Consider the following 20,413-nt stretch of genomic DNA (forward strand, 5'->3'; position numbering starts at 1 on the left):
AAAAGTTATGCAATTAAAGATATTTTATAATAGGTATATTCTCCTCGTATTGTGCGTGGTTTTAGCTGTGGAAGCTTTTGCGCAGACTGTTACCATGTCGGGGAAAGTAACCGATAGCAAGGGAAAACCGCTGGCGGGCGTAACCATACGGTACGGAAAAACGGCACGTGAAGTCACGTCCACAAGTTCGTCAGGTGCATTTAATGTGACAGCGGCAACCAGCGCTACTATCGTATTTAGATTGATAGGTTATGATGGTGTTACGATGGCCGCCCGTGCAGATCGCAATATCACTGTCCGGATGAAGGAACTGGATAATCAAATGGATGAGGTCGTGGTTCGGGGGTATGTCAATCGGCCAAGGGAGACCACCACAGGAGCGTCGACGAAGATCGGAGGACGGGAGATTCAGGATATCCCTGCTGCCAACGTCGAAAATTTACTTCAAGGGAAAGTCGCCGGTCTGAATGTTCAGGTAAATACCGGAGCTCCTGGATTTAGGGGATCGACACAGATCCGGGGACTTTCTACCATTAGTGTCACGGGTAGTGGGGATCAATCTTTTCTGACGCCAACATCACCATTATATGTGATTGATGGGGTTCCCATGGATGCGGATCGAGCCAATGAATTGGGATTGAGCCAACAGGGACCAGGCATTAGCCCCTTGTCCTTAATCCCGCCTGAAGATATTGAAAGTATAGAAGTGTTGAAAGATGCACAGGCAACTTCCTTATATGGCTCCTTGGCCGCATACGGTGTTATCATCATTAACACCAAAAGAGGAAACTCTGAGGTACCCCGCGTACGTTACACTGGAAATTTCTTTGTCAAGACACCCCCAAAATTGCGGGAAACCTTGGGTGGAAATCTTGAACGACGTCTTAAATTACTACAGATCTATGGCAATGCTTTGTCACAGGAGGATCTGGACCGGATTTCGCAAACTCCCATGTTGTCCGATAGCTTAAATGCTTATTATAATAACTCGACCAACTGGCAGGATTTATTTTATGCAACAACGTATAACCAGACCCATAACTTGGCAATCGATGGGGGAAATCAAAAATTAAATTATAAGGCGAATCTGAATTATTACAATGAAAATGGTATTATCAAAAATACGGGCTTTGACCGTTATATGGCCAATATGAGATTTGAATATTATCCAAATGAAAAATTCAAATTCACTGCCCAGGTCAATGCTTCTCTTGGATCGAAGAGCAAGGGAAATGGTCTGGGGATATTGCAGTCTGGGGTAGCCACCAATGGTACATTTTCATCGTTATTGCCTGGCCCCTCCTTCTATCTGGCTTCATCGGGGTACAGTTCGGCTTTACAGACCAAAAATGATAATTCATCCAAATCGATCAAACCGTTTATTGAAGCATCGTATGAATTTCTGCCGGGGTTGAGGGCGACGACGACTGTCAGTTATGAATCGACCTCCGATAATGAAAATACCTTTACACCTGCGGCGGCAAATGGTCAATTTGCCCAGGTGTATGCTTATTATGGTCGCTACAATTCTTTATATAACCGAAACTCCGTTAACTACAGTCATACGTTTAATGAAAAACATACTGTATTTTTCAATTTATTCAATGAAATCCGAACATTGGATAGACAGGCCAATGCAACATTGCAGGCGCGTACACCTAATGACCAATTTGAAGGACCATTGGGGTTTGACGGTTATTTCTCGAAAGGCGGCGGCTTATTGCGGCGTGGCTTTGGGAAAGAACGCGGTTTATCTTTTGCAGTCGCAGGGACTTACGATTATATGAAGAAATATGTGATCGATCTTTCCTATCGTATGGATGGCTCCTCACAAAATGGATTTGGGAACCTTTATACCAAGAATCCAGCAGTGGGTTTTCGGTGGAATGCCTACCATGAAGATTTCTTACGGGAGGTTGACTGGATCAACTTGCTTTCTATTCGAACCAGTTGGGGGGTAAACGTTATGCCAAATAGTACATTGGAGCGTGTTTATGGAAAATATGATATTGCGGGTGGATATAATGACAAGATCGGTATTGGTATTAATTATGAGCAGATCCCCAATCCTGATTTAAAACCTACGACAACAAGTCAATATAATCTGGGGCTGGATCTGGCTTTCTTTCAGAACCGCTTTGAGTTAACATATGATACGTACTATAAAAAAGTGGATAATATTCTCTTTGAAGAGAAGCTGTCTTCTTCTTTGGGTTTTGACAAGGTGAATAGTAATTCTGCTGCAATAGCTAATTATGGGCATGAACTGTCTGTGATGCTTAGGCCTTGGACAGAAGGGCGTTTTACGATGTCGGTTGGGATGAATGGAGCGTATAACCGGGATGTATTGCTCAAATTGCCTGAGCATTATGGTGGGCAGTTTGTGCGTTGGGAAAATAATGATAAATATAAGCAGCATGTTGTTTTTAGGGTGGGTACATCGACCATGTCCAACTATATGTTATTGAACCGTGGCGTATACAGTACGGATGCGGATGTTCCCGTGGATCCAGCCACCGGACGTCGGTATCGTATGGCCAATGGTACAGAATTTCAGGCTGGTGACCCCATTTTTGCGGACCTTGATGGTAATTATGTCCTGGATGAAAATGATTATGCAAGAACAGGTAATTCCCAGCCCTTGGTGACGGGGGGGATGCAGCTGAATTTCAATTACAAACATGAGACCCTGGGCACATTTGGTTTGAATTTATATGCTTCCTATACGGCAAAACGTACGATCTTAAATAACGCCCTTGCAGAGCGACTCCAATTGATGAGTGATCCCTACGGTGATAAAGCTGTGGTGCCCCTGGATGATATCAATATGTGGTTGAAGCCCGGTGATATCGCGAAATACCCTTATGCATATGATTTTAAACGTTACCCGAGTATTAATCCATTTCGAATGGATCAGGATCTCTGGGCGGAAGATGGATCTTACTTTAAGCTGAATAGCGTAACGCTCTCTTATATGTTTACCAAAGAAGCCATAAAAAGATATGGACTGGACCGGTTAAGGGTGTTTGTCTCAGCTGAGAATATTGCTACGTTTTCAAAATATAGCGGACCTAATCCAGAAAATGTAAGTAGCATGGGCAGGGATGCTTCTGGGGGATACCCTGTGCCCAGACAATATAATGTAGGTATTAATATTGATTTCTAATAGACTGCTGCCATGAAAATAAAAAGAAATTTTGGAAAAATCATCCTTGTATTGTGTCTATGTGTTTTAGTTACAGCTGGATGTAAGAAATTTTTGACGGTAGAACCGATTGATCGGCTCACCGGAAATAACTTTTACCAATCAAAGGAGGATGTCGAATCAAATATCGCCCGTATCTACAGTCAGTTTTTTGAAAAACTCAATGAATCGTGGGTAATAGGGGCTATTGGGGAAGCCCGGTCCGGTGAAATATTTCCGTCGCCCACCGCTTCGACAAACCGGATGATCCTAAGAGATTTAGGAACCAATAATATGAATGCGGTGTATAGAAACACGCTTCCGGGCGGACGTTCGGATGGTTATGCCATGTATCAGGTTTCTATCTGGGATACGTATTATAAAGTGATCCAAAGCTGTAATATCTTGATTGCTAAATTAGAGGAAGGTATCCCCGGATTGTCTGAATCAGACAAAAATCGCTACCAGGCTGAAGCTACTTTTATGCGCTGCTTAAGTTATTTTTGGATGGTACGTCTCTATGGTGATGTTGTATATTACACTGAAGCTTATTTCGCAAAACAATTGCCGCGAGAGGACATGGTTTCGGTCGTCAGTAAATGTATTACGGATCTGGAGTCAGTCAAAGATCTGATGCCCTGGACCTTTGCTGATGCCTCTCAGCGCGGTGCCCGAGCCAGCAGAGGGAGTATCATTGCCTTACTGATGCATATGAAGATGTGGAACGCTAATTTTGATCCAGGGAATTCGACGAAATATTATGAAAGTGTTGCTAACCTGGGAAAGGAGCTTCGAGCAAGCGGTGCTCATCGTCTTTATACCTTAACACCTGAAAATTGGGCTAAAGTTTCTAAAGGACGTACCGAGGAATCCTTGTTTGAATTTTATCGTACCATCAATTATGGAGATCAGAACAATGCTTATGCCCCCTTGTGGGATCATTTTCTTCGTTGGCCGTATAAATTTCCACGGTATAATCAGCAGTTCAGTATTGCCTATTATTCGTCAGTTTTTATGTCCCGTATCTATCCTCAGAATGGACCTGCCGATAAGCGGAAGGAATTGTGGTATGAGGACATGTATGCTGATGATGGCCGATTTGTGCTGAAGAAATTTGCAGCGAATGTGTTTGCTTCGGGTAATGAAGATTCCAATCCGGACAACACATTTATGATATTCCGATATGCTGATGCCCTCCTGTTGGAAGCGGAAGCTCTCGCCAATCTTGGGGGGGCACGGGAAGCAGAGGCGGTCGCCGTGCTCAATATCGTTCGGGATAGGGCTGAGGCCACACGCTATACTGGGGGCGGGGCTGAACTCAAAAACTTCATCTTTGAGGAACGCTGTCGGGAACTGATAGGCGAAGGGGTACGGTATTTTGATCTGATACGAACACGACGCATATTAAATCCACAATGGACAATGGCGCCAATGACCATCGACCAGTATAATCGTCGTGCATGGACCTGGCCACTGGATCCCTCAGCCAAAAATTTTAACGCAAAGATTGTATTGAATGATTACTGGACAAGTGGAAACTAATATAGGTGAATTATGAAAAGACTTAAAGATATAGGCTATGTTATTGCAGTTGTTGTGCTGCTGTATGGCATGGGATCATGTAAGAAAGATGAATATTACAAAGATGGCGGACTGGCACAGGCCAAATTTGATGGCTCAATCATGGATTACTTGGATTCAAAGCCAAGAGAATTTGACTCTATAGCACAAATCATCCGTTTAGCAGGGTTGGAAGGAGATTTTAAGACGAAAGAATTTACCTTTTTTGCCCCTAGGGATGAGAATGTCAAGAGCCTGATCGGTCTGGCAAGGGGGAATGCCCAACATGCAGCTTCAGGGGTCAATGCCGAGTTATATGTTTTGGGCCGGGATACGATTAAGACCTTGGCGGATGTCGATAGTATTATCTGGCGAAAATATTTATTACGCTACATGTTCAATGGCAAACGCAAGCTGATGGACTACCCGCAGATCGACTTTGATCTCCTGAATGTATACAAGGGGCAGAATTATACTTCCCTGGGAAATACGGTGTCCAATATTGGGGTTGTGTATAATGATGCCATCAATGATGCTGATAAAAACAATGTGACCCGGTTGAAATATATGGGGTATCGACAGCTTTATATTTCCTATATATTGGATATCAGCCGACCAACAGAATGGATATCCTGTCCTGTTGCCTCCTCTGATATACAGCCGGATAATGGTGTTGTCCATGTGATCGATTATACCAAGGCACAATTTGGCTATAGTCTATTTGAGATTGAGAATGACATTTTGGAAAGTAAACGTTAACAACCATTTGTAGATTAAATTATGAAAGTTATGTACAGCATGATGTGGAGGTATTTCGTTTTGTTGTTTGTTAGTGCTCTCCTGTTCGGATGCAATAAGGACAATAAAACTTTTTCGGCACCTTACGAGGACGGTGTGCCTCCATTGGATATAGAAATCAATCCAACCGATAAGATGCAACCAGAATCGGGGAAGACCGGAACAGAGACAATGATGCGGATAAAGGGATTGGACAAGTATAAGGACAAAGCAATCATTCGGTTTAACGGGGAGAAGGCGGAAGTTCTGGAGCTGACATCGGACCATGTAAAACTGAAAGTCCCACCGTACGCAAGTACTGGTGTGCTGTCCGTTACGATTGATGATGTCGTATTCTTTGGTCCTCAGTTTACCGTTTTGGGGAATGTATCGATCGATGCAACTTTCCAGGTGGGGGTAGGGACCAATGGTTTTGTCTCCGATGTGTTAACCTTGGAAGATGGTAAAAAGATCTTTGTCGGCGGATTTACGAATTATAATAACAAAGGATCGATACGTCCCATCAACCGTTTGGTAAGAACTTTTGCAGATGGAACCTATGATGCAAGTTTTCGTATCGGGGCCGGCGCAAATAATTCTTTGAGCAGTATTCTGCAATTGGGCAACCATTATTACCTGGCGGGCTCATTCTCGGGCTATGGTCAACGAAATGCTGACATTAGCAATTTGACACGTATCCATACAACAGGCGCTATTGACACCATGGGGATTAAACCTTTCCGTAGGCCTGGTCAGCCGGATACACTAAAGTATTACCCTACATTTAATGGTGGCTTTGATGGAAACGTTGGAAATATTTATGAATCCGATGGCAAGCTACTAGCGACAGGAAATTTTAGGTATTATATCCATCGTATTTATGGTAAACCCAATAAGCTGGAAACAAGAGATACGGTCATCTTAGATAGCACCGAAATCAGACATGTTGCCCGCTTGAACCTCGATGGCTCATTGGATAAATCTTTCCGGTTCGGGGCAAATGGCAAACCATTTACAGGAGGAAATGGTAGTGTAGGGACGGTGTATCACGATAGCGGGCCGCTTAAGGGAAAAATACTCGTATATGGTACTTTCAATCGATTTGATGGTCAAGCCAAAGGGTACATTACAAGACTAAATGCAGATGGAACGCTGGATCCTACGTTCAATGCTGGGGGAGCAGGAGCTGATTATACCGTTGCCGCGGTATCTTATAACCGCGTCACGAATAAATATGTCATTGTCGGTGCTTTCAGTAAGTATAATGGTGCACCGGCAGTCAAAATAGCTTTATTAAATGCGAATGGAACATTAGATCCTACTTTTCAGGCAAAAACATTTGACGGCGGAGAGCCTTACTCGGCCATGCAGTTGGACGATGGTCTAGTTGTTGTTGCCGGGGATTTTGTGCACTACAATAATATCGCCCGAAATGGTTTCATGATCTTACATGCATCTGGGGAACTGCATAGTGCGTATAATACGTCCGGCTACTTCTTTGGCTATATCAATAAGGCTGTACAAACGAAGACCGAGGATGGGAAACGTGCTTTATTGCTGATGGGCTCCTTTAGTCGATTTAACAATGAAGAAGTGCACAACCTGATTCGGATTAAATTGGAACAATAACCTAAATTTTAAACAGATGAAATTTCAAGATAATGTGCGAAATATAAATAGATGGTTGCTGTCGTTGCTATTCTGCTCGGCCATGATTTCCTGTCAGGATGAATTTGGTCGATTGCTACCAGAAAATACAGGCGAACAGGATACCGTAGATCTAGTGTATGGTAAACCGAAGGTATTACTGCTGATTGCCGATGGTGCCCGGGGAGAGTCGGTGCGAACAGCAAATATCAAGACCATGAATGGATTGTTGGACCATGCTATTTACTCATGGGTCTCGTTGAGTGAGGAGCATGATGATGCAGGAGCCACCGGTGCAGATTTAGCAAGTCTTATTACGGGTGTTGCTCAGCAAAAGCATTTGGTGGTCGGAGATAATTTTAGCAACAATAATTTTCAGACCTTTCCAATGGTGTATACCCGGATTGCGGCTGATATGAAAAACCCAGTATTTAAAATATATAGCAGTTCCAAAATGTTTGTTGACCATCTGGCACCTGCGGCTGCAGCCAAATTGGAAGCCTCGGATGAGGACGTGGTGCTCCGTGTCAAAGAAGGGCTAAAGCAGCCCGAGTTAACCATGCTGACTGCACATTTTACGGCGATTGATCAAGCCGGTAAGGCATCGAAATATGATAATAGCAGTGCTATGTACAAGGCGGCGATAGAGCATTTTGATAAACAGGTAGGGGAAATTAAAACAGCACTCGAGCAGCGGCCTACCTACAAAAAAGAAAATTGGTTGGTCATTATCACCTCGAGTAAGGGGGGACCTTTTGAGATTCCGCCCGCACAGAATGACAATACAATTTTTAGTAACCCTGCGGTCAATACCTTTACAATCTTCTATTCACCAAAATATAATTCCAGGTATATTAATAAACCATACCTGGGAAGTCGTTTCTCTGGTGATTTTTTACGGTTTAAGGGTGGGATCTTTGCCGAAATGACGGAAGGTGATTCTATTTTTGATCTAGGGGACAAGGATAAGGAATTTACCATTGAATTAAAGGTGAAAAAGAACAAGGGGCCTAATAATACATATAAATTTCCCAACTATCCGTCTTTTATTGGTAAGCGTGAAAAATGGGAATCTGGAGCACCTACAAACGGTTGGATTATGGCCTTTAAAGAAGATTATTGGATGTTCAATGGGCGCGGCCCGAATGGAAGCGGAGAGGTCAATGGACCAAAATTGAATAATGCGACATGGAATAATGTTACTGTGGTAGGCTCTGTTACCAGTGATGGCAAGCGGATTATTAAGACTTATACAAATGGTCTTCCTGGAAACGAAATTGATGTCAGCTCTTGGGGCCCAATCAGTAGTCCGGCTAAATTCAGGCTCGGGTTGGTCAATGGTGGCAGTAACTGGAATGAAGGTGATTATTATCTGGCCGACGTGCGATTTTGGAAAATTGCATTACCTGAGTCTGTCATCACCCAATATAACTGCCAGGTTGGAATTAATGAAGACCATCCCTATTATGAGAATATGGCTGCCAATTGGCCTGTTGTAGGGACGATCACCGACGGAATGCTGTATGATGAGGGGGCTTTGGGCAATACCTTGAAACTTGGTGATCCGGGATATGAAATCTCAAAACTCAATGATTTCCTCTGTGCCCCTTCTGTTGAGACGATCAGCACACTGGTTCCTAAAAATACAGATATCACGGCACAAATATTTAGCTGGCTGCAGATTGCAAGGCAGGAGGGCTGGCAACTGGATGGTCGGGTTTGGGTCGATAAATAATCTTAAATAAGACATCATGAAAAGACTTTTTTATTTTCTAACAATGATTTTGACCTATAGCCAATTTATGGCTTGTTCAAAAGATAATCTTGAAGAGTTTAACCTACAGGGAAACACAGCCGTCCAAGTGATAGCTGCCGGAGGTGGAAAGGATTTAGTCAAAACAAATGACTATGTCCAGATTCCCATGAAAGTAAAATTGAGCAGCCCTGCAACCAAAACTTTTGATGTGGAGCTGCAGTTGAATACTGACACCGTAACAAAGTTAATTGAATCTGGGGCATTAAAGGATGTTGTTGCCCTGCCCAATCAAGCTTTTTCTTTCCCAAATGTTGTTAAGTTTCAATATGGCGCTGATACAGCATCGTTTGTATTAACGATTTCCCGGACTGCGATTGAACGGGTGTATGGTGAAAAATTTGCGCTTTCCTATAAATTATCAAATCCTGGCAAGGGCAATCAATTGGGAAATCCAAATAGTGTAATCGTTACATTGGATTCCAAGGATCTCCTGTCGGAAGCTGATATTCATTATCTCTCCATAACGAATTCACCGGGGAGTATTATCTTGGCCAGCAATCACAACAACTACAATACGACCCCATCAGGAATTGAAATACCGCTGGGGGTTTCGTTAGCATCATTCCCCAGTAAATGGTTTTATGTTGAAGTGCGGGGCACGACCGATTCAATAGCGGGTTGGATCAATGAAAAAATATTACCTGAGCATACGGTAGGATTAAATGAACAGGAGTTTTCTCTTCCCTCACGGGTGCAGGTCCAAGGAAATAAATCCGCTGCTGATTTCAGTATCTCGATCCCATGGGATATTATTGCAAAAAATAAAGACCGGTTCCTTGCGATCACCGTGTATTTAAAAGATCCGACTTTACATGTGATTAATCTGCAGAAGAATTATACCACCATACTCATTGACTGTGCCAATGTTGTTGAATTTGATGTGACCGGGGAGGCAACATTGACCGTGAACAGAGATAATGATGGTGGTCCTGACGCCGGTGAAGGAAGTCTCAAGTTAGTGGATAACCAGACAAGTACCAAGTTTTTACAGGGTGGATTTACCGGGGATCTGCAATGTACATTGACCTTTACCAGAACACTTAAGATCGGGGCCTATACCCTGACTTCTGGAAATGATGAAATCGCACGTGATCCGAAAAGCTGGTTTCTTGAAGGCTCTTTGGACGGCACGAATTGGGTCATCATCGACAGTAGGACAGACGAAAGCTTTCCCAATCGTATTGAGACTAGAAGATTTAATGTACAAAAACCGGGAAGTTATAAGTTCTATCGGCTGAATATTACCGAGAATGTCGGAAACAGATTGTTTCAATGTTCGGAGTGGCGGATGATTGAGTTTTTGTAGGGCTGTGATTATGTTTTATTAACGATGAAATTTATCATGATGAAAATAGAAAAATGCATATATAGTTTCTTTGTACTAATTTTTGTACTGAGTTGTCATAAAGAGAAGGAAGTTATTGTTGAAAAGCCTCAGCTTCCCAATCCCAAATCAGCTTTTTCGGTCAAACAAGTGGCTAAAAACGACCCATTTACCTTTGCTTTCACGAATCAGTCCAAAGACTATAAGGAGGCGCGGTGGAGTTTTGGTGACGACAGCACGTCAACGGTGGTATCTCCTCAGCATACATTTTTAAATACAGGGAATTTCACTGTACAGCTGAAGGTGCTCAATGAAAATGGTGACTGGGCACAACGTGAGGAGGTCATTCCAATTGACGCTGAGAAATTGCTTCAATTCAACGCAACAAAAAATGGGACAGGAAAATTGATCTTAAGCTATGAGAGTGATGTTGCGATACAGGGGGCTATCTGGTCTGTGTTGAAAAAAGACACTTATGAACAGGTTTCGGATCAGGAAAAAGCCGATATATCGATCGGAGTGGGAAGCTTTGAAACGTATAAACTTGAAGTCTGGACACCCAAAGGATCCCAAATCACCGTCACCAAGCTCCTCACAGATTTGGGCATTGTAAAGGACTGGACAAATATGGATAACACATTTCGGATTTCACAGGATAACTCAAGCGGACCAGATGCAGGAGAAGGGTCAAAAAAACTTGTGGATAATGATTTGACAACTAAATTGTTCATTGGCGGGTATCAGCCGGGCCTTTCCTGGCAATTTGCCTTCTATCAACCACAGGTGATCAATGCCTATACGATTACGACAGGAAATGATGCTCCTGAAAGGGATCCCAAAGAATGGGAAATACAAGCCTCTGATGATGGAATATCTTGGGTAACCTTGAACAGCGTAAAGGATTACAGCTTTGGCAGTGCACCTGAGGACAGGAGAAAATCGATCACGTTTCGGTTTTCCAATTCAAAACCGTATGGCTATTATCGATATGTGGTTAAATCAGTCGCTTCGGGATCGAATTTTCAGATGAGTGAATTTAGACTATTGGAGTTACCTCGATAGCTAAGTATTGTGCTCTTGGAATTTCCACTTGTCGGAAGTCCGGGTGATTTTTTATGAAACAGCTCCGGTTGGCTTGGATCCCAAGCCAACCAGAGCTGTTTTTAATACAACGATCTGACTGCCGCTGTGAATGATTCATCAATGAGCTGCTTCCTTTGTAACCATCTTGTGAAAAACCAATCCATTCGCTAGTCGGATCAATTTTATTTTCTAAATTTACTAATACGTTTTAGCTTTTAAGCGTTTATAACGTTTCAATTATATTCATTATGTTTAATATCAGAAAACTAACAGGTAGTGCCATGTTGCTGTTTGCAGCCTATACCGGTGCAGCACAGCAATCTTCCCCAGTGGATTATGTAAATCCCCTGATCGGTACTGAATCCAAATATGAGCTGTCAAATGGGAATACCTATCCAGCAATTGCCCGACCTTGGGGTATGAATTTTTGGACACCACAGACCGGAAATATGGGTGATGGATGGGTATATACCTATACGGCGGATAAAATCAAGGGATTTAAACAGACGCATCAACCCAGTCCATGGAATAATGATTACGGCCAATTTTCACTGATGCCAATCACGGGTACGCCTCAGTTTGATCAGGAGAAACGCGCCAGCTGGTTTTCACACAAGGCGGAAATTGCAAAACCGTATTATTACAGTGTCTATCTGGCAGACCATGATGTGACCACAGAGCTTACTCCTTCCCAGCGAGCAGCAGTATTTCAGTTTACCTTTCCCAAAACGGACAGTGCCTATGTGATTATTGATGCCTTTGACAAGGGGTCATATATTAAAATACTCCCTGATGAACATAAAATTATTGGCTATTCAACAAAAAATAGTGGTGGGGTACCGGATAATTTTAAGAATTATTTTGTGATTACTTTTGATCATGCTTTCTCTTATAAAGCTGGTGTGAAAAATGGTCTTATAAAGAATGATGCGCTAGAAATTCAGGATAACCATGCCGGAGCCATCATTGGCTTTCCATCTTTGCAAAAGGGGGAGAAGGTGGTTGCGAAAATTGCATCTTCCTTTGTGAGTTTTGAACAGGCAGAACTGAACCTGAACGAGGTAAAATCGAAAAGTTTTGAGCAGGTGGTTCAGGAAGGTAAACAACAATGGAATGATGTATTGGGCCGTGTTCAGGTAGAAGATAACCATATCGACAAATTGCGTACGTTTTATTCCTGTCTTTACCGATCTGTATTGTTCCCGAGAGATTTTTCGGAGATCGACAGCCATGGAAACCGGATTCATTATAGTCCTTATAATGGGAAGGTCCTACCCGGAGAGATGTTTACAGATACTGGATTTTGGGATACTTTCCGGAGCTTGTTCCCGCTTTTGAACCTTTTGTACCCATCGATGAATGATCGCATGCAGGAAGGGTTGGTCAATGCGTATAAAGAAAGTGGATATTTACCGGAATGGGCATCGCCGGGGCATCGGGCTTCAATGATCGGTAATAATTCGGCATCCATCGTTGCAGATGCCTTAATTACAGGGCGCAAAGGGTATAATACGGATTTGCTTTGGGAGGCATTAAAACATGGTGCAAATAATGCCTATCCAAAACATTCATCCACAGGTCGCTTTGGTTATGAATATTATAACAAACTGGGGTATATTCCTGCAGACGTTAAGGTGGATCAGAATGTTGCCCGTTCATTGGAATATGCTTATAATGACTGGTGCATCTATGAGTTTGGTAAGGCATTGGGCAAACCCGCATCGGAAACAGCTATTTATGCACAACGAGCAATGAACTATAAAAATCTGTTTGATTCAAGCACCAGGTTGATGCGTGGCAAAAAGCAGAATGGTTCTTTTGTGCCCAATTTTGATCCCAGTGCCTGGTCCAGAGAATATACAGAAGGAAATGCCTGGCATTGGAGTTTCTGTGTATTTCATGATCCACAGGGATTGATTGATCTGATGGGCGGCAATACATCTTTTGTGTCAATGTTGGATACCGTGTTTGTTATACCAAGCTATGAAGGAATGAAGAGCCGTGGCATGATCCATGAGATGCGCGAGATGCAAGTCATGAACATGGGGCAGTATGCGCATGGTAATCAACCTATCCAACATATGCCTTATTTGTATAATTATGCGGCCGAACCCTGGAAGACTCAATATTGGGTCCGTAAGATTATGGATAAACTGTATCTCCCGACACCTGATGGTTATTGTGGAGACGAGGATAATGGGCAGACATCAGCCTGGTATGTGTTTTCGTCGCTGGGATTTTATCCGGTTTCGCCCGGATCAGGTGAATATGTGCTGGGCTCCCCTCAGTTTGATAAGGTAACCTTAAGGCTTGAAAATGGAAAAAATGTGCGTATTGATGCGCTTAACCAGGGCGCCGGACAGGTTTATGTGAATCAGTTGCTTTTGGACGGAAAATCTTATGATAAAAACTATATCCGGTACACTGATTTATTCAAAGGAGCTAATTTGCAATTTAAGATGAGCAACGAACCGAATAAGCAACGGGGAACAAAAAAAGAGGATGCCCCCTATTCGTTCAGCAATGAACGCCTCAAATAGGCTCTAGACCCGGTTAGCTGTCGTGAGACGGGAATTCTTTTTTTTGTATGCAAATTTTACGCGAACTAAGACCATGGCAACTAATTCTCTGCTGTCATGGTTTTTTTACATAATTCGAATCATCTTGGAAATTTAAAATTATATCTTTGTGATTCGGAATTTCAACATGTTAGGTAAAATATTTCATCTTTTAACACTCTGTGCATACCTCAATCTGTGGACCTATGACTCTTTTTCATCGGCTACGGGGCAAGTTATACATACAGGAGAGACTATTGTGGAATATTTTTTGGATGATGTGCTGGATTTAGACCCGATTCATCCTTCTCAAGAAGAGAAAGTGCTATTGCAAGATGATTATCGTATATTTTCTGTCAATAGTCAGGTTCTTTCTGTCTTTATTTTTATTTTTGGGATTGTATTTACTGCATGGTGCTTTTCCAAAGGAAAGACCCATCCTTTTTATCGATCCAAGACGCTCTGTCTTTTAGGGTATTATCGATATCTCGCCCGGTTTCGACCCTTCTAAGTACTTTAACTTTACTTTTCTACCTAAGAAGCCTGCAAAATAACAAGAAATGTTTTGTGCTTGTTCCTGACGTGTTGGTGGTGATAGCCTCCGCTCTTATTGAATAAGATCATGTGCTTCTATCTTGTATCTAGTTTACATTTTACATTTTTATCGTTTTATGAAGAAATTAATTGCACTGTGCCTCTTGGTGGGTACGGTAGGGACGCTGGCTTCATGCCGTTCTTCGAATGCTAGCGCCGAACACAAAGAAGAGATTAAGAACATTCCTGTTGTTTCATTGATGACGATGGATACAACCGTTTATAAGGATTATATTGCGGATATACAGGCGTTTAAAAATGTTGAGGTTCGTTCAAAATTAAATGGATTTTTAGACAAAATCTACGTCGATGAAGGGGCCTGGGTAAAAAAAGGACAAACGTTGTTCAAGTATAATAATGAAGAATACCGTTCTGAACTTGCCAAAGCCAAAGCGCAGTATGATAATTCCATTGCGGAAGCACAAAAAATCAAGCTGGAGATGGAACGAACCCAAAAACTAGTGGATAAAAACATTGTCAGTCCTTCGGAATATAACCTGCTAAAGATTCAGCTTAAGGCAGCAAACTCGAAGATTGAAGAATCCCGTGCTTTGGTCAACCAGGCACAGACAAGGCTTGATTATACAGTGATCCAAGCGCCATTTGATGGTCGGATAGACCGAATTTTATTAAAAGAGGGATCTTTATTGACAGAAGGAAGCTTAATTACAACGATTTCTGACCTGAGTAAGGTGAATGTATATTTTGATATTTCTGAGCGTGAATATCTGACCATGATGCAGGATAAATTGAATGGTAAAGAGACGCAGAAAACGGTAAAATTAATATTGGCAAATGGTGTGTTATATCCACATGAGGGTGTCGCACATATTGTCGAAAGTGAATTCGAAGCCAATACAGGTTCTATTGCCCTCCGTGCACAGTTTCCCAATACGGAACGTATTCTAAAACATGGTGCCACCGGAAAGATCGGGGTACCAATGGAGACTGGAGAACATCAATTTGTGCATCAAAAATCAGTATTTGAAATCCAGGATAAGACCTATGTCTATACGATGCAGGCAGATAGTACTGTTAAAATGACGCCTTTTGCTGCAGGGCCTCGTGTAGGACACTATTATATTGTAGAAGGTGGATTGGAACCAGATGTAAAGGTGGTTTATGAAGGAGTACAAAGTTTGCGTGATGGAATGAAGATTAACCCAAAAATGAGGAAGCTGTAGCGGAGGAAAGATTATGTTTGAAACATTTATAAAAAGGCCAATATTATCGTTGGTTATTTCAGTGTTCATTACGCTTCTGGGATTATTGGCGTTATTTACATTGCCTATTACACAATTCCCTGATATTGTACCGCCTTCAGTGGTTGTCAATGCCAATTACACCGGTGCAAATGCAGATGTAAGTACCAATGCCGTGGCCATTCCTTTGGAAAAAGCAATCAACGGTGTCCCAGGGATGACTTACATGAATTCGGTATCCACCAATAACGGAAGTACGGTGATTCAGGTTTTCTTTGAAGTGGGTACAGACCCGGATATTGCGGCAGTAAACGTACAGAATAGGGTGACCACTGTACTGGATGAATTGCCGGAAGAGGTCATCAAAGCTGGGGTGACCACTGAAAAAGAGGTAAACTCGATGTTAATGTATCTGAACGTTTATACAGACGATAAAACGGCTGATGAACGATTCATTTATAATTTTGCGGATATCAATATCCTGAAAGAACTCAAACGTATTGAGGGAGTTGGCCGGGCCCAGATCATGGGTATGCGTGACTATGCGATGCGGGTATGGGTAAAACCTGATCGTATGGCTGCTTATAATATTTCAGCTGAGGATGTTGTTGCAGCCCTGCGTAAACAGAATATTGAAGCCGCACCGGGACAGACAGGGATTAGTTCTGATAAAATGCGTAATATGCAGCAATATGTGTTGCGCTATCCGGGTAAGTTCACAGAAGTGGAGGAATATGCCAATGTGCCTATCAGGGCAAATTCCAATGGTTCCATTATCCGTATTAAAGATATCGCTGATGTTGAATTCGGATCTTTAGACTATGAAATGGTATCCAAGACAGATGGTCGTCCTTCGGCCTCCATTATGTTGAAACAATTGCCTGGATCCAATGCACAGGAAGTTATCCAGCGGGTAAAAGACCGGATGGCGGAATTGAAGGAAACATCATTCCCAGCAGGAATGACATATACGATGGGATATGATGTATCACGATTTTTGGATGCTTCTATTTCATCGGTCATTAAAACGTTGTTGGAGGCTTTCCTGTTAGTTTTTATTGTTGTATTTATCTTTTTGCAGGATTTTCGTGCCACAGTTATTCCAATTTTAGCGGTTCCGGTTTGTTTGATTGGAGCCTTGTTCTTTATGCAGATGTTGGGCTTTTCCATTAACTTGTTGACGCTATTTGCTTTGGTGCTGGCGATCGGAATTGTTGTAGATAACGGGATTGTGGTAGTGGAAGCTGTATATGCCAAAATGGAGGAAGAGCATCTGCAACCGATGGAAGCCACCCTTGAAGCCATGAAAGAGGTTGGTGGTGCTGTTGTGGCCATTACCTTGGTGATGTCAGCGGTATTTGTTCCGGTTGCCTTTCTTTCTGGTCCTGTCGGCATCTTCTACAGACAGTTTTCCCTTACACTTGCGGCGGCTATCGTTATTTCGGGTATCAATGCCCTGACATTGACTCCGGCATTATGTGCGCTATTTCTAAGATCACCACATGACCGTAAACCGTCCAATAACTTGCTGGACCGTTTCTTTAGAAAGTTCAACGCGATGTACGATAGAACAGCTTTTGGCTATAAGGGTATACTTGTAAAAACAAGTGCAAGACGTGGATTGACATTGCTGTTACTGGGTGGTTTTTTTGTGGCCACATGGGGGAGCAGCGCTATATTGCCTTCCGGTTTTATCCCTACGGAAGATCAGGGAATGATTTATGTTGCGGTGACGACCCCTCCGGGAGCAACCGTTGACCGTACCGAACGCATATTGGATCAGGTTGACTCTGTATCTCGCAAATTAGATGTCGTCGAAACTGTTTCGACCTTATCTGGATATAGTATTGTTACGGAAGTTTCCGGTGCTTCATACGGAATGGGGATGATCAATCTCAAACCATGGAAAGAGCGTGATCAGACGGTGGATGACGTCATCAAAGAATTACGGGAGAAAACAAAAGATTTTGCCGATGCACAGATTGATTTCTTCCCGCCACCAACAGTTCCTGGATTTGGTAACTCTTCGGGATTTGAATTACGTTTATTGGACCGCAGTGGGAATGAAGATCTCAATAAAACAGCCGAAGTGCTGCAGGGATTTATGGACGATATGGAGAAAAGTGCGGTCCTGCAGGATGTTAGTTCCAGCTTTGACGTAAACTTTCCGCAATACATGTTGAAAGTGGATTATGACATGGCTGCAAAGAAAGGAATATCGGTAGAAAATGCCATGAATACTTTACAGACCTTGATGGGTAGCCTTTATGCGACCAATTTTATCCGGTATGGGCAGATGTATAAGGTAATGGTACAGGCCGGGCCTGAATATCGCCAAAAGCCTGAAGATGTACTGCGGCTGTATGTAAAGAATGATGCTGGCGAAATGGTCCCTTACAATGCCTTTATTTCGATGGAACGTATGTATGGACCAGAACAGATTACCCGCTATAACATGTTTAGTTCGGCGATGATCACGGGACAATCCTCTCCAGGTTTCAGTTCTGGACAGGCCATTGAAGAAGTGGAAAAGATAGCATCCTCTTTACCTCAGGGGTATAGTATAGAATGGTCCGGTATGACCAGGGAACAAAAGATTTCGGGTAATCAGGCACTGTATATATTTGCACTCTGTCTATTGTTTGTTTATTTACTTTTATGTGCACAGTATGAGAGCTTCTTGCTGCCTTTACCTGTACTTCTCTGTCTTCCGGCGGGAATCTTTGGAGCTTTTATTTTCTTAAAAGTATTTGGGCTGGAAAACAATATCTACGCGCAGGTGGCATTAGTCATGCTCATTGGCTTATTGGGTAAGAACGCGATTCTTATCGTAGAATATGCCAATTTGAAATATAAACAAGGAATGGATATTGTCACGGCATCCATCGAGGGAGCTGTGGCCCGTCTTCGTCCTATTTTAATGACTTCTTTTGCTTTTATTGCCGGGCTGATTCCATTAATGATGGCGAGCGGTGCCGGTGCTTTAGGTAATCGGAGTATCGGTACAGCTGCGGTAGGGGGAATGCTCATCGGAACGATATTGGGTGTTATTGTTATTCCAGGGTTGGTCATCTTGTTTTCGAAAAAGGATAATAAAAAGCAAATTGTGAAACAGGCCTCATTGGTCATTGCCGCCCTTATTCTTTTTGGAAGCTGTTCGGTGCCTAAAAAAGCGGTTCAACCTGAAAAGATCGCCGTTCCGGCCGCATTCTCAGCAAGTGCGCTGAAAGATAGCATAAATGTTGGCAATCGGTCCTGGAAGGAGATCTTTAAGGATCCACTCTTGGTCGCCTTGATTGATTCCGCCTTGCAGAACAATATGGACATCCGTCAATCAATTTTACGATTGGAATCTGCTCAAGCTTATTTCAAACAGCGGAAAGCTGCATTGGGTCCCACGCTGGAGGCTGCTGTAGAGGGGGGAATACGTAAATATGGCCACTATACAGAATCTGGTATTGGTAATTACGATTCTAATTTCTCTGAAAACTTAAAAAGCGATGAGAAATTACCAGAACCATTTATTCCGGATTATTTCATTGGATTACGGTCTTCATGGGAAATTGATTTGTGGGGTAAATTAAAAAATCAAAAACAGGCGGCTTATTTTAGCTTATTGGCGGAACAAGAAGGGAAGCGTTTGCTGGAGACTGAGTTGGTATCCAATATTGCCACGGCTTATTACGAGTTAATGGCACTGGATCAGAAGATAAAGGTCTATGACCGGAATATAGAATTGCATAAAAATGCGCTTGAGGTGGTTGAGATAAAGAAAGATGCCGGTTATGCAACCGAACTTTCAGTACAACAATTTAAGGCGTTATTAGCTAACTCGAAATCCGCAAAGGAGCAGCTTATCCAGGAAACAGCGCTATGGGAACATCATATCAATGGCTTATTGGGACGGTTCTACCAACCGATTGAACGGGGTAATTATGTAGAGAATCTTAAGCTATACAATCCGATGAGTTTTGGTAGCCCGGATGACCTGGTTAATCAGCGTCCAGATATCAAAGCGGCTTACCTGAAGATGATATCATCCTCAAACAATCAGGAAGCCTCCCGTTTAGCCTTTTTACCATCGGTAGCCATTAGCCCATTTGTTGGATTGCAAAGCTTTAGTTTTAATAAACTATTCAGTTTGGACAAGTCCGTTACCTACAATTTGTTCGGTGGCATTACACTGCCGATCTTTAACCAACGGCAGCTAAAAACGCAATATGAAGTTGCAAAAGCCGACTATGGGATTGCTTTTATCGACTACGAAAAGTCAGTGGTGAATGCTTATAATGAAGTATCTAATGTCATCATGACACAGGAAGCGATCAGCAAACGTCGCAGCTTTGTCGACGAGAATGTCTTGGCATTGGACCTTTCCATAGAAGCCGCACAAGAATTGTTTATTGCCGGCCGGGTTACCTCCCTGGATGTGGTTACAGCACAGAAAGAATCGTTGGAGGCACAGATTGGCAAGGTAGAATTAGAAAAAGAGAGTACACTAAATCAAATTCTGCTGTACAAAGCCTTGGGTGGAGGCTGGAAATAAATAAGCCCATTAAATACAAGAAAACTATTTTTCATGCGATAAAGAATTAAATTGTTAATTCTTAAGCCCTTATCAGGGTTAGAAAAAGAGGCCGTCGGGAGATGTCCTCTTTTTTTTGTTAT

Annotated in this window: 11 protein-coding genes; all 11 read left to right on the forward strand. The window is 42.6% G+C overall.

Features of this window, described 5'->3' with window-relative positions; all coding sequences use genetic code 11:
* The first annotated feature begins 7 nt into the window (after positions 1-7).
* Positions 8-3,166, forward strand: coding sequence for a SusC/RagA family TonB-linked outer membrane protein (locus tag HX021_RS14035; RefSeq protein ID WP_286591040.1), 3,159 nt, complete (start codon positions 8-10; stop codon positions 3,164-3,166).
* A 12-nt stretch (positions 3,167-3,178) separates the two neighbouring features.
* The gene (locus tag HX021_RS14040) at positions 3,179-4,726 is read left to right on the forward strand and encodes a RagB/SusD family nutrient uptake outer membrane protein (protein ID WP_286591041.1); all 1,548 of its coding nucleotides are present in this window, start codon (positions 3,179-3,181) and stop codon (positions 4,724-4,726) included.
* Between the two features lie 12 nt (positions 4,727-4,738).
* Complete coding sequence (locus tag HX021_RS14045) at positions 4,739-5,503, forward strand: fasciclin domain-containing protein (protein WP_286591042.1); 765 nt, start codon at positions 4,739-4,741, stop codon at positions 5,501-5,503.
* 21 nt (positions 5,504-5,524) lie between these two features.
* Positions 5,525-7,150 carry a DUF5008 domain-containing protein gene (locus HX021_RS14050; protein WP_286591044.1) on the forward strand — a complete coding sequence of 542 codons (1,626 nt, stop codon included), beginning with the start codon at positions 5,525-5,527 and terminating at the stop codon, positions 7,148-7,150.
* A 16-nt stretch (positions 7,151-7,166) separates the two neighbouring features.
* Complete coding sequence (locus HX021_RS14055; protein WP_286591045.1) at positions 7,167-8,903, forward strand: DUF4983 domain-containing protein; 1,737 nt, start codon at positions 7,167-7,169, stop codon at positions 8,901-8,903.
* A gap of 16 nt (positions 8,904-8,919) precedes the next feature.
* Positions 8,920-10,290 (forward strand): discoidin domain-containing protein, encoded by a 1,371-nt coding sequence (locus HX021_RS14060; protein ID WP_286591046.1) that lies wholly within the window; start codon positions 8,920-8,922, stop codon positions 10,288-10,290.
* A 36-nt stretch (positions 10,291-10,326) separates the two neighbouring features.
* A complete protein-coding gene (locus HX021_RS14065; protein ID WP_286591047.1) occupies positions 10,327-11,370 on the forward strand; it encodes a PKD domain-containing protein in 1,044 nt (347 codons plus the stop codon).
* 269 nt (positions 11,371-11,639) lie between these two features.
* On the forward strand, positions 11,640-13,931 hold the full coding sequence (locus tag HX021_RS14070) for a GH92 family glycosyl hydrolase (protein WP_502959006.1): 2,292 nt from the start codon (positions 11,640-11,642) through the stop codon (positions 13,929-13,931).
* Positions 13,932-14,097: 166 nt separating this feature from the next.
* Complete coding sequence (locus tag HX021_RS14075) at positions 14,098-14,460, forward strand: hypothetical protein (RefSeq protein WP_286591049.1); 363 nt, start codon at positions 14,098-14,100, stop codon at positions 14,458-14,460.
* 160 nt (positions 14,461-14,620) lie between these two features.
* The gene (locus tag HX021_RS14080) at positions 14,621-15,727 is read left to right on the forward strand and encodes an efflux RND transporter periplasmic adaptor subunit (protein ID WP_286591051.1); all 1,107 of its coding nucleotides are present in this window, start codon (positions 14,621-14,623) and stop codon (positions 15,725-15,727) included.
* Between the two features lie 13 nt (positions 15,728-15,740).
* The gene (locus HX021_RS14085) at positions 15,741-20,291 is read left to right on the forward strand and encodes an efflux RND transporter permease subunit (protein WP_286591052.1); all 4,551 of its coding nucleotides are present in this window, start codon (positions 15,741-15,743) and stop codon (positions 20,289-20,291) included.
* Positions 20,292-20,413 lie beyond the last annotated feature (122 nt).

It is taken from the genome of Sphingobacterium sp. N143 (assembly GCF_030325625.1).
In the GTDB taxonomy this organism is placed as follows: domain Bacteria; phylum Bacteroidota; class Bacteroidia; order Sphingobacteriales; family Sphingobacteriaceae; genus Sphingobacterium.

Coding starts and splice junctions, on each gene's coding strand:
- HX021_RS14040 (WP_286591041.1), top strand. CDS start 3,179: ATGAAAATAAAAAGAAATTTTGGAAAAATCATCCTTGTATTGTGTCTA.
- HX021_RS14080 (WP_286591051.1), top strand. CDS start 14,621: ATGAAGAAATTAATTGCACTGTGCCTCTTGGTGGGTACGGTAGGGACG.
- HX021_RS14045 (WP_286591042.1), top strand. CDS start 4,739: ATGAAAAGACTTAAAGATATAGGCTATGTTATTGCAGTTGTTGTGCTG.
- HX021_RS14085 (WP_286591052.1), top strand. CDS start 15,741: ATGTTTGAAACATTTATAAAAAGGCCAATATTATCGTTGGTTATTTCA.
- HX021_RS14060 (WP_286591046.1), top strand. CDS start 8,920: ATGAAAAGACTTTTTTATTTTCTAACAATGATTTTGACCTATAGCCAA.
- HX021_RS14065 (WP_286591047.1), top strand. CDS start 10,327: ATGATGAAAATAGAAAAATGCATATATAGTTTCTTTGTACTAATTTTT.
- HX021_RS14050 (WP_286591044.1), top strand. CDS start 5,525: ATGAAAGTTATGTACAGCATGATGTGGAGGTATTTCGTTTTGTTGTTT.
- HX021_RS14075 (WP_286591049.1), top strand. CDS start 14,098: ATGTTAGGTAAAATATTTCATCTTTTAACACTCTGTGCATACCTCAAT.
- HX021_RS14035 (WP_286591040.1), top strand. CDS start 8: ATGCAATTAAAGATATTTTATAATAGGTATATTCTCCTCGTATTGTGC.
- HX021_RS14070 (WP_502959006.1), top strand. CDS start 11,640: ATGTTTAATATCAGAAAACTAACAGGTAGTGCCATGTTGCTGTTTGCA.
- HX021_RS14055 (WP_286591045.1), top strand. CDS start 7,167: ATGAAATTTCAAGATAATGTGCGAAATATAAATAGATGGTTGCTGTCG.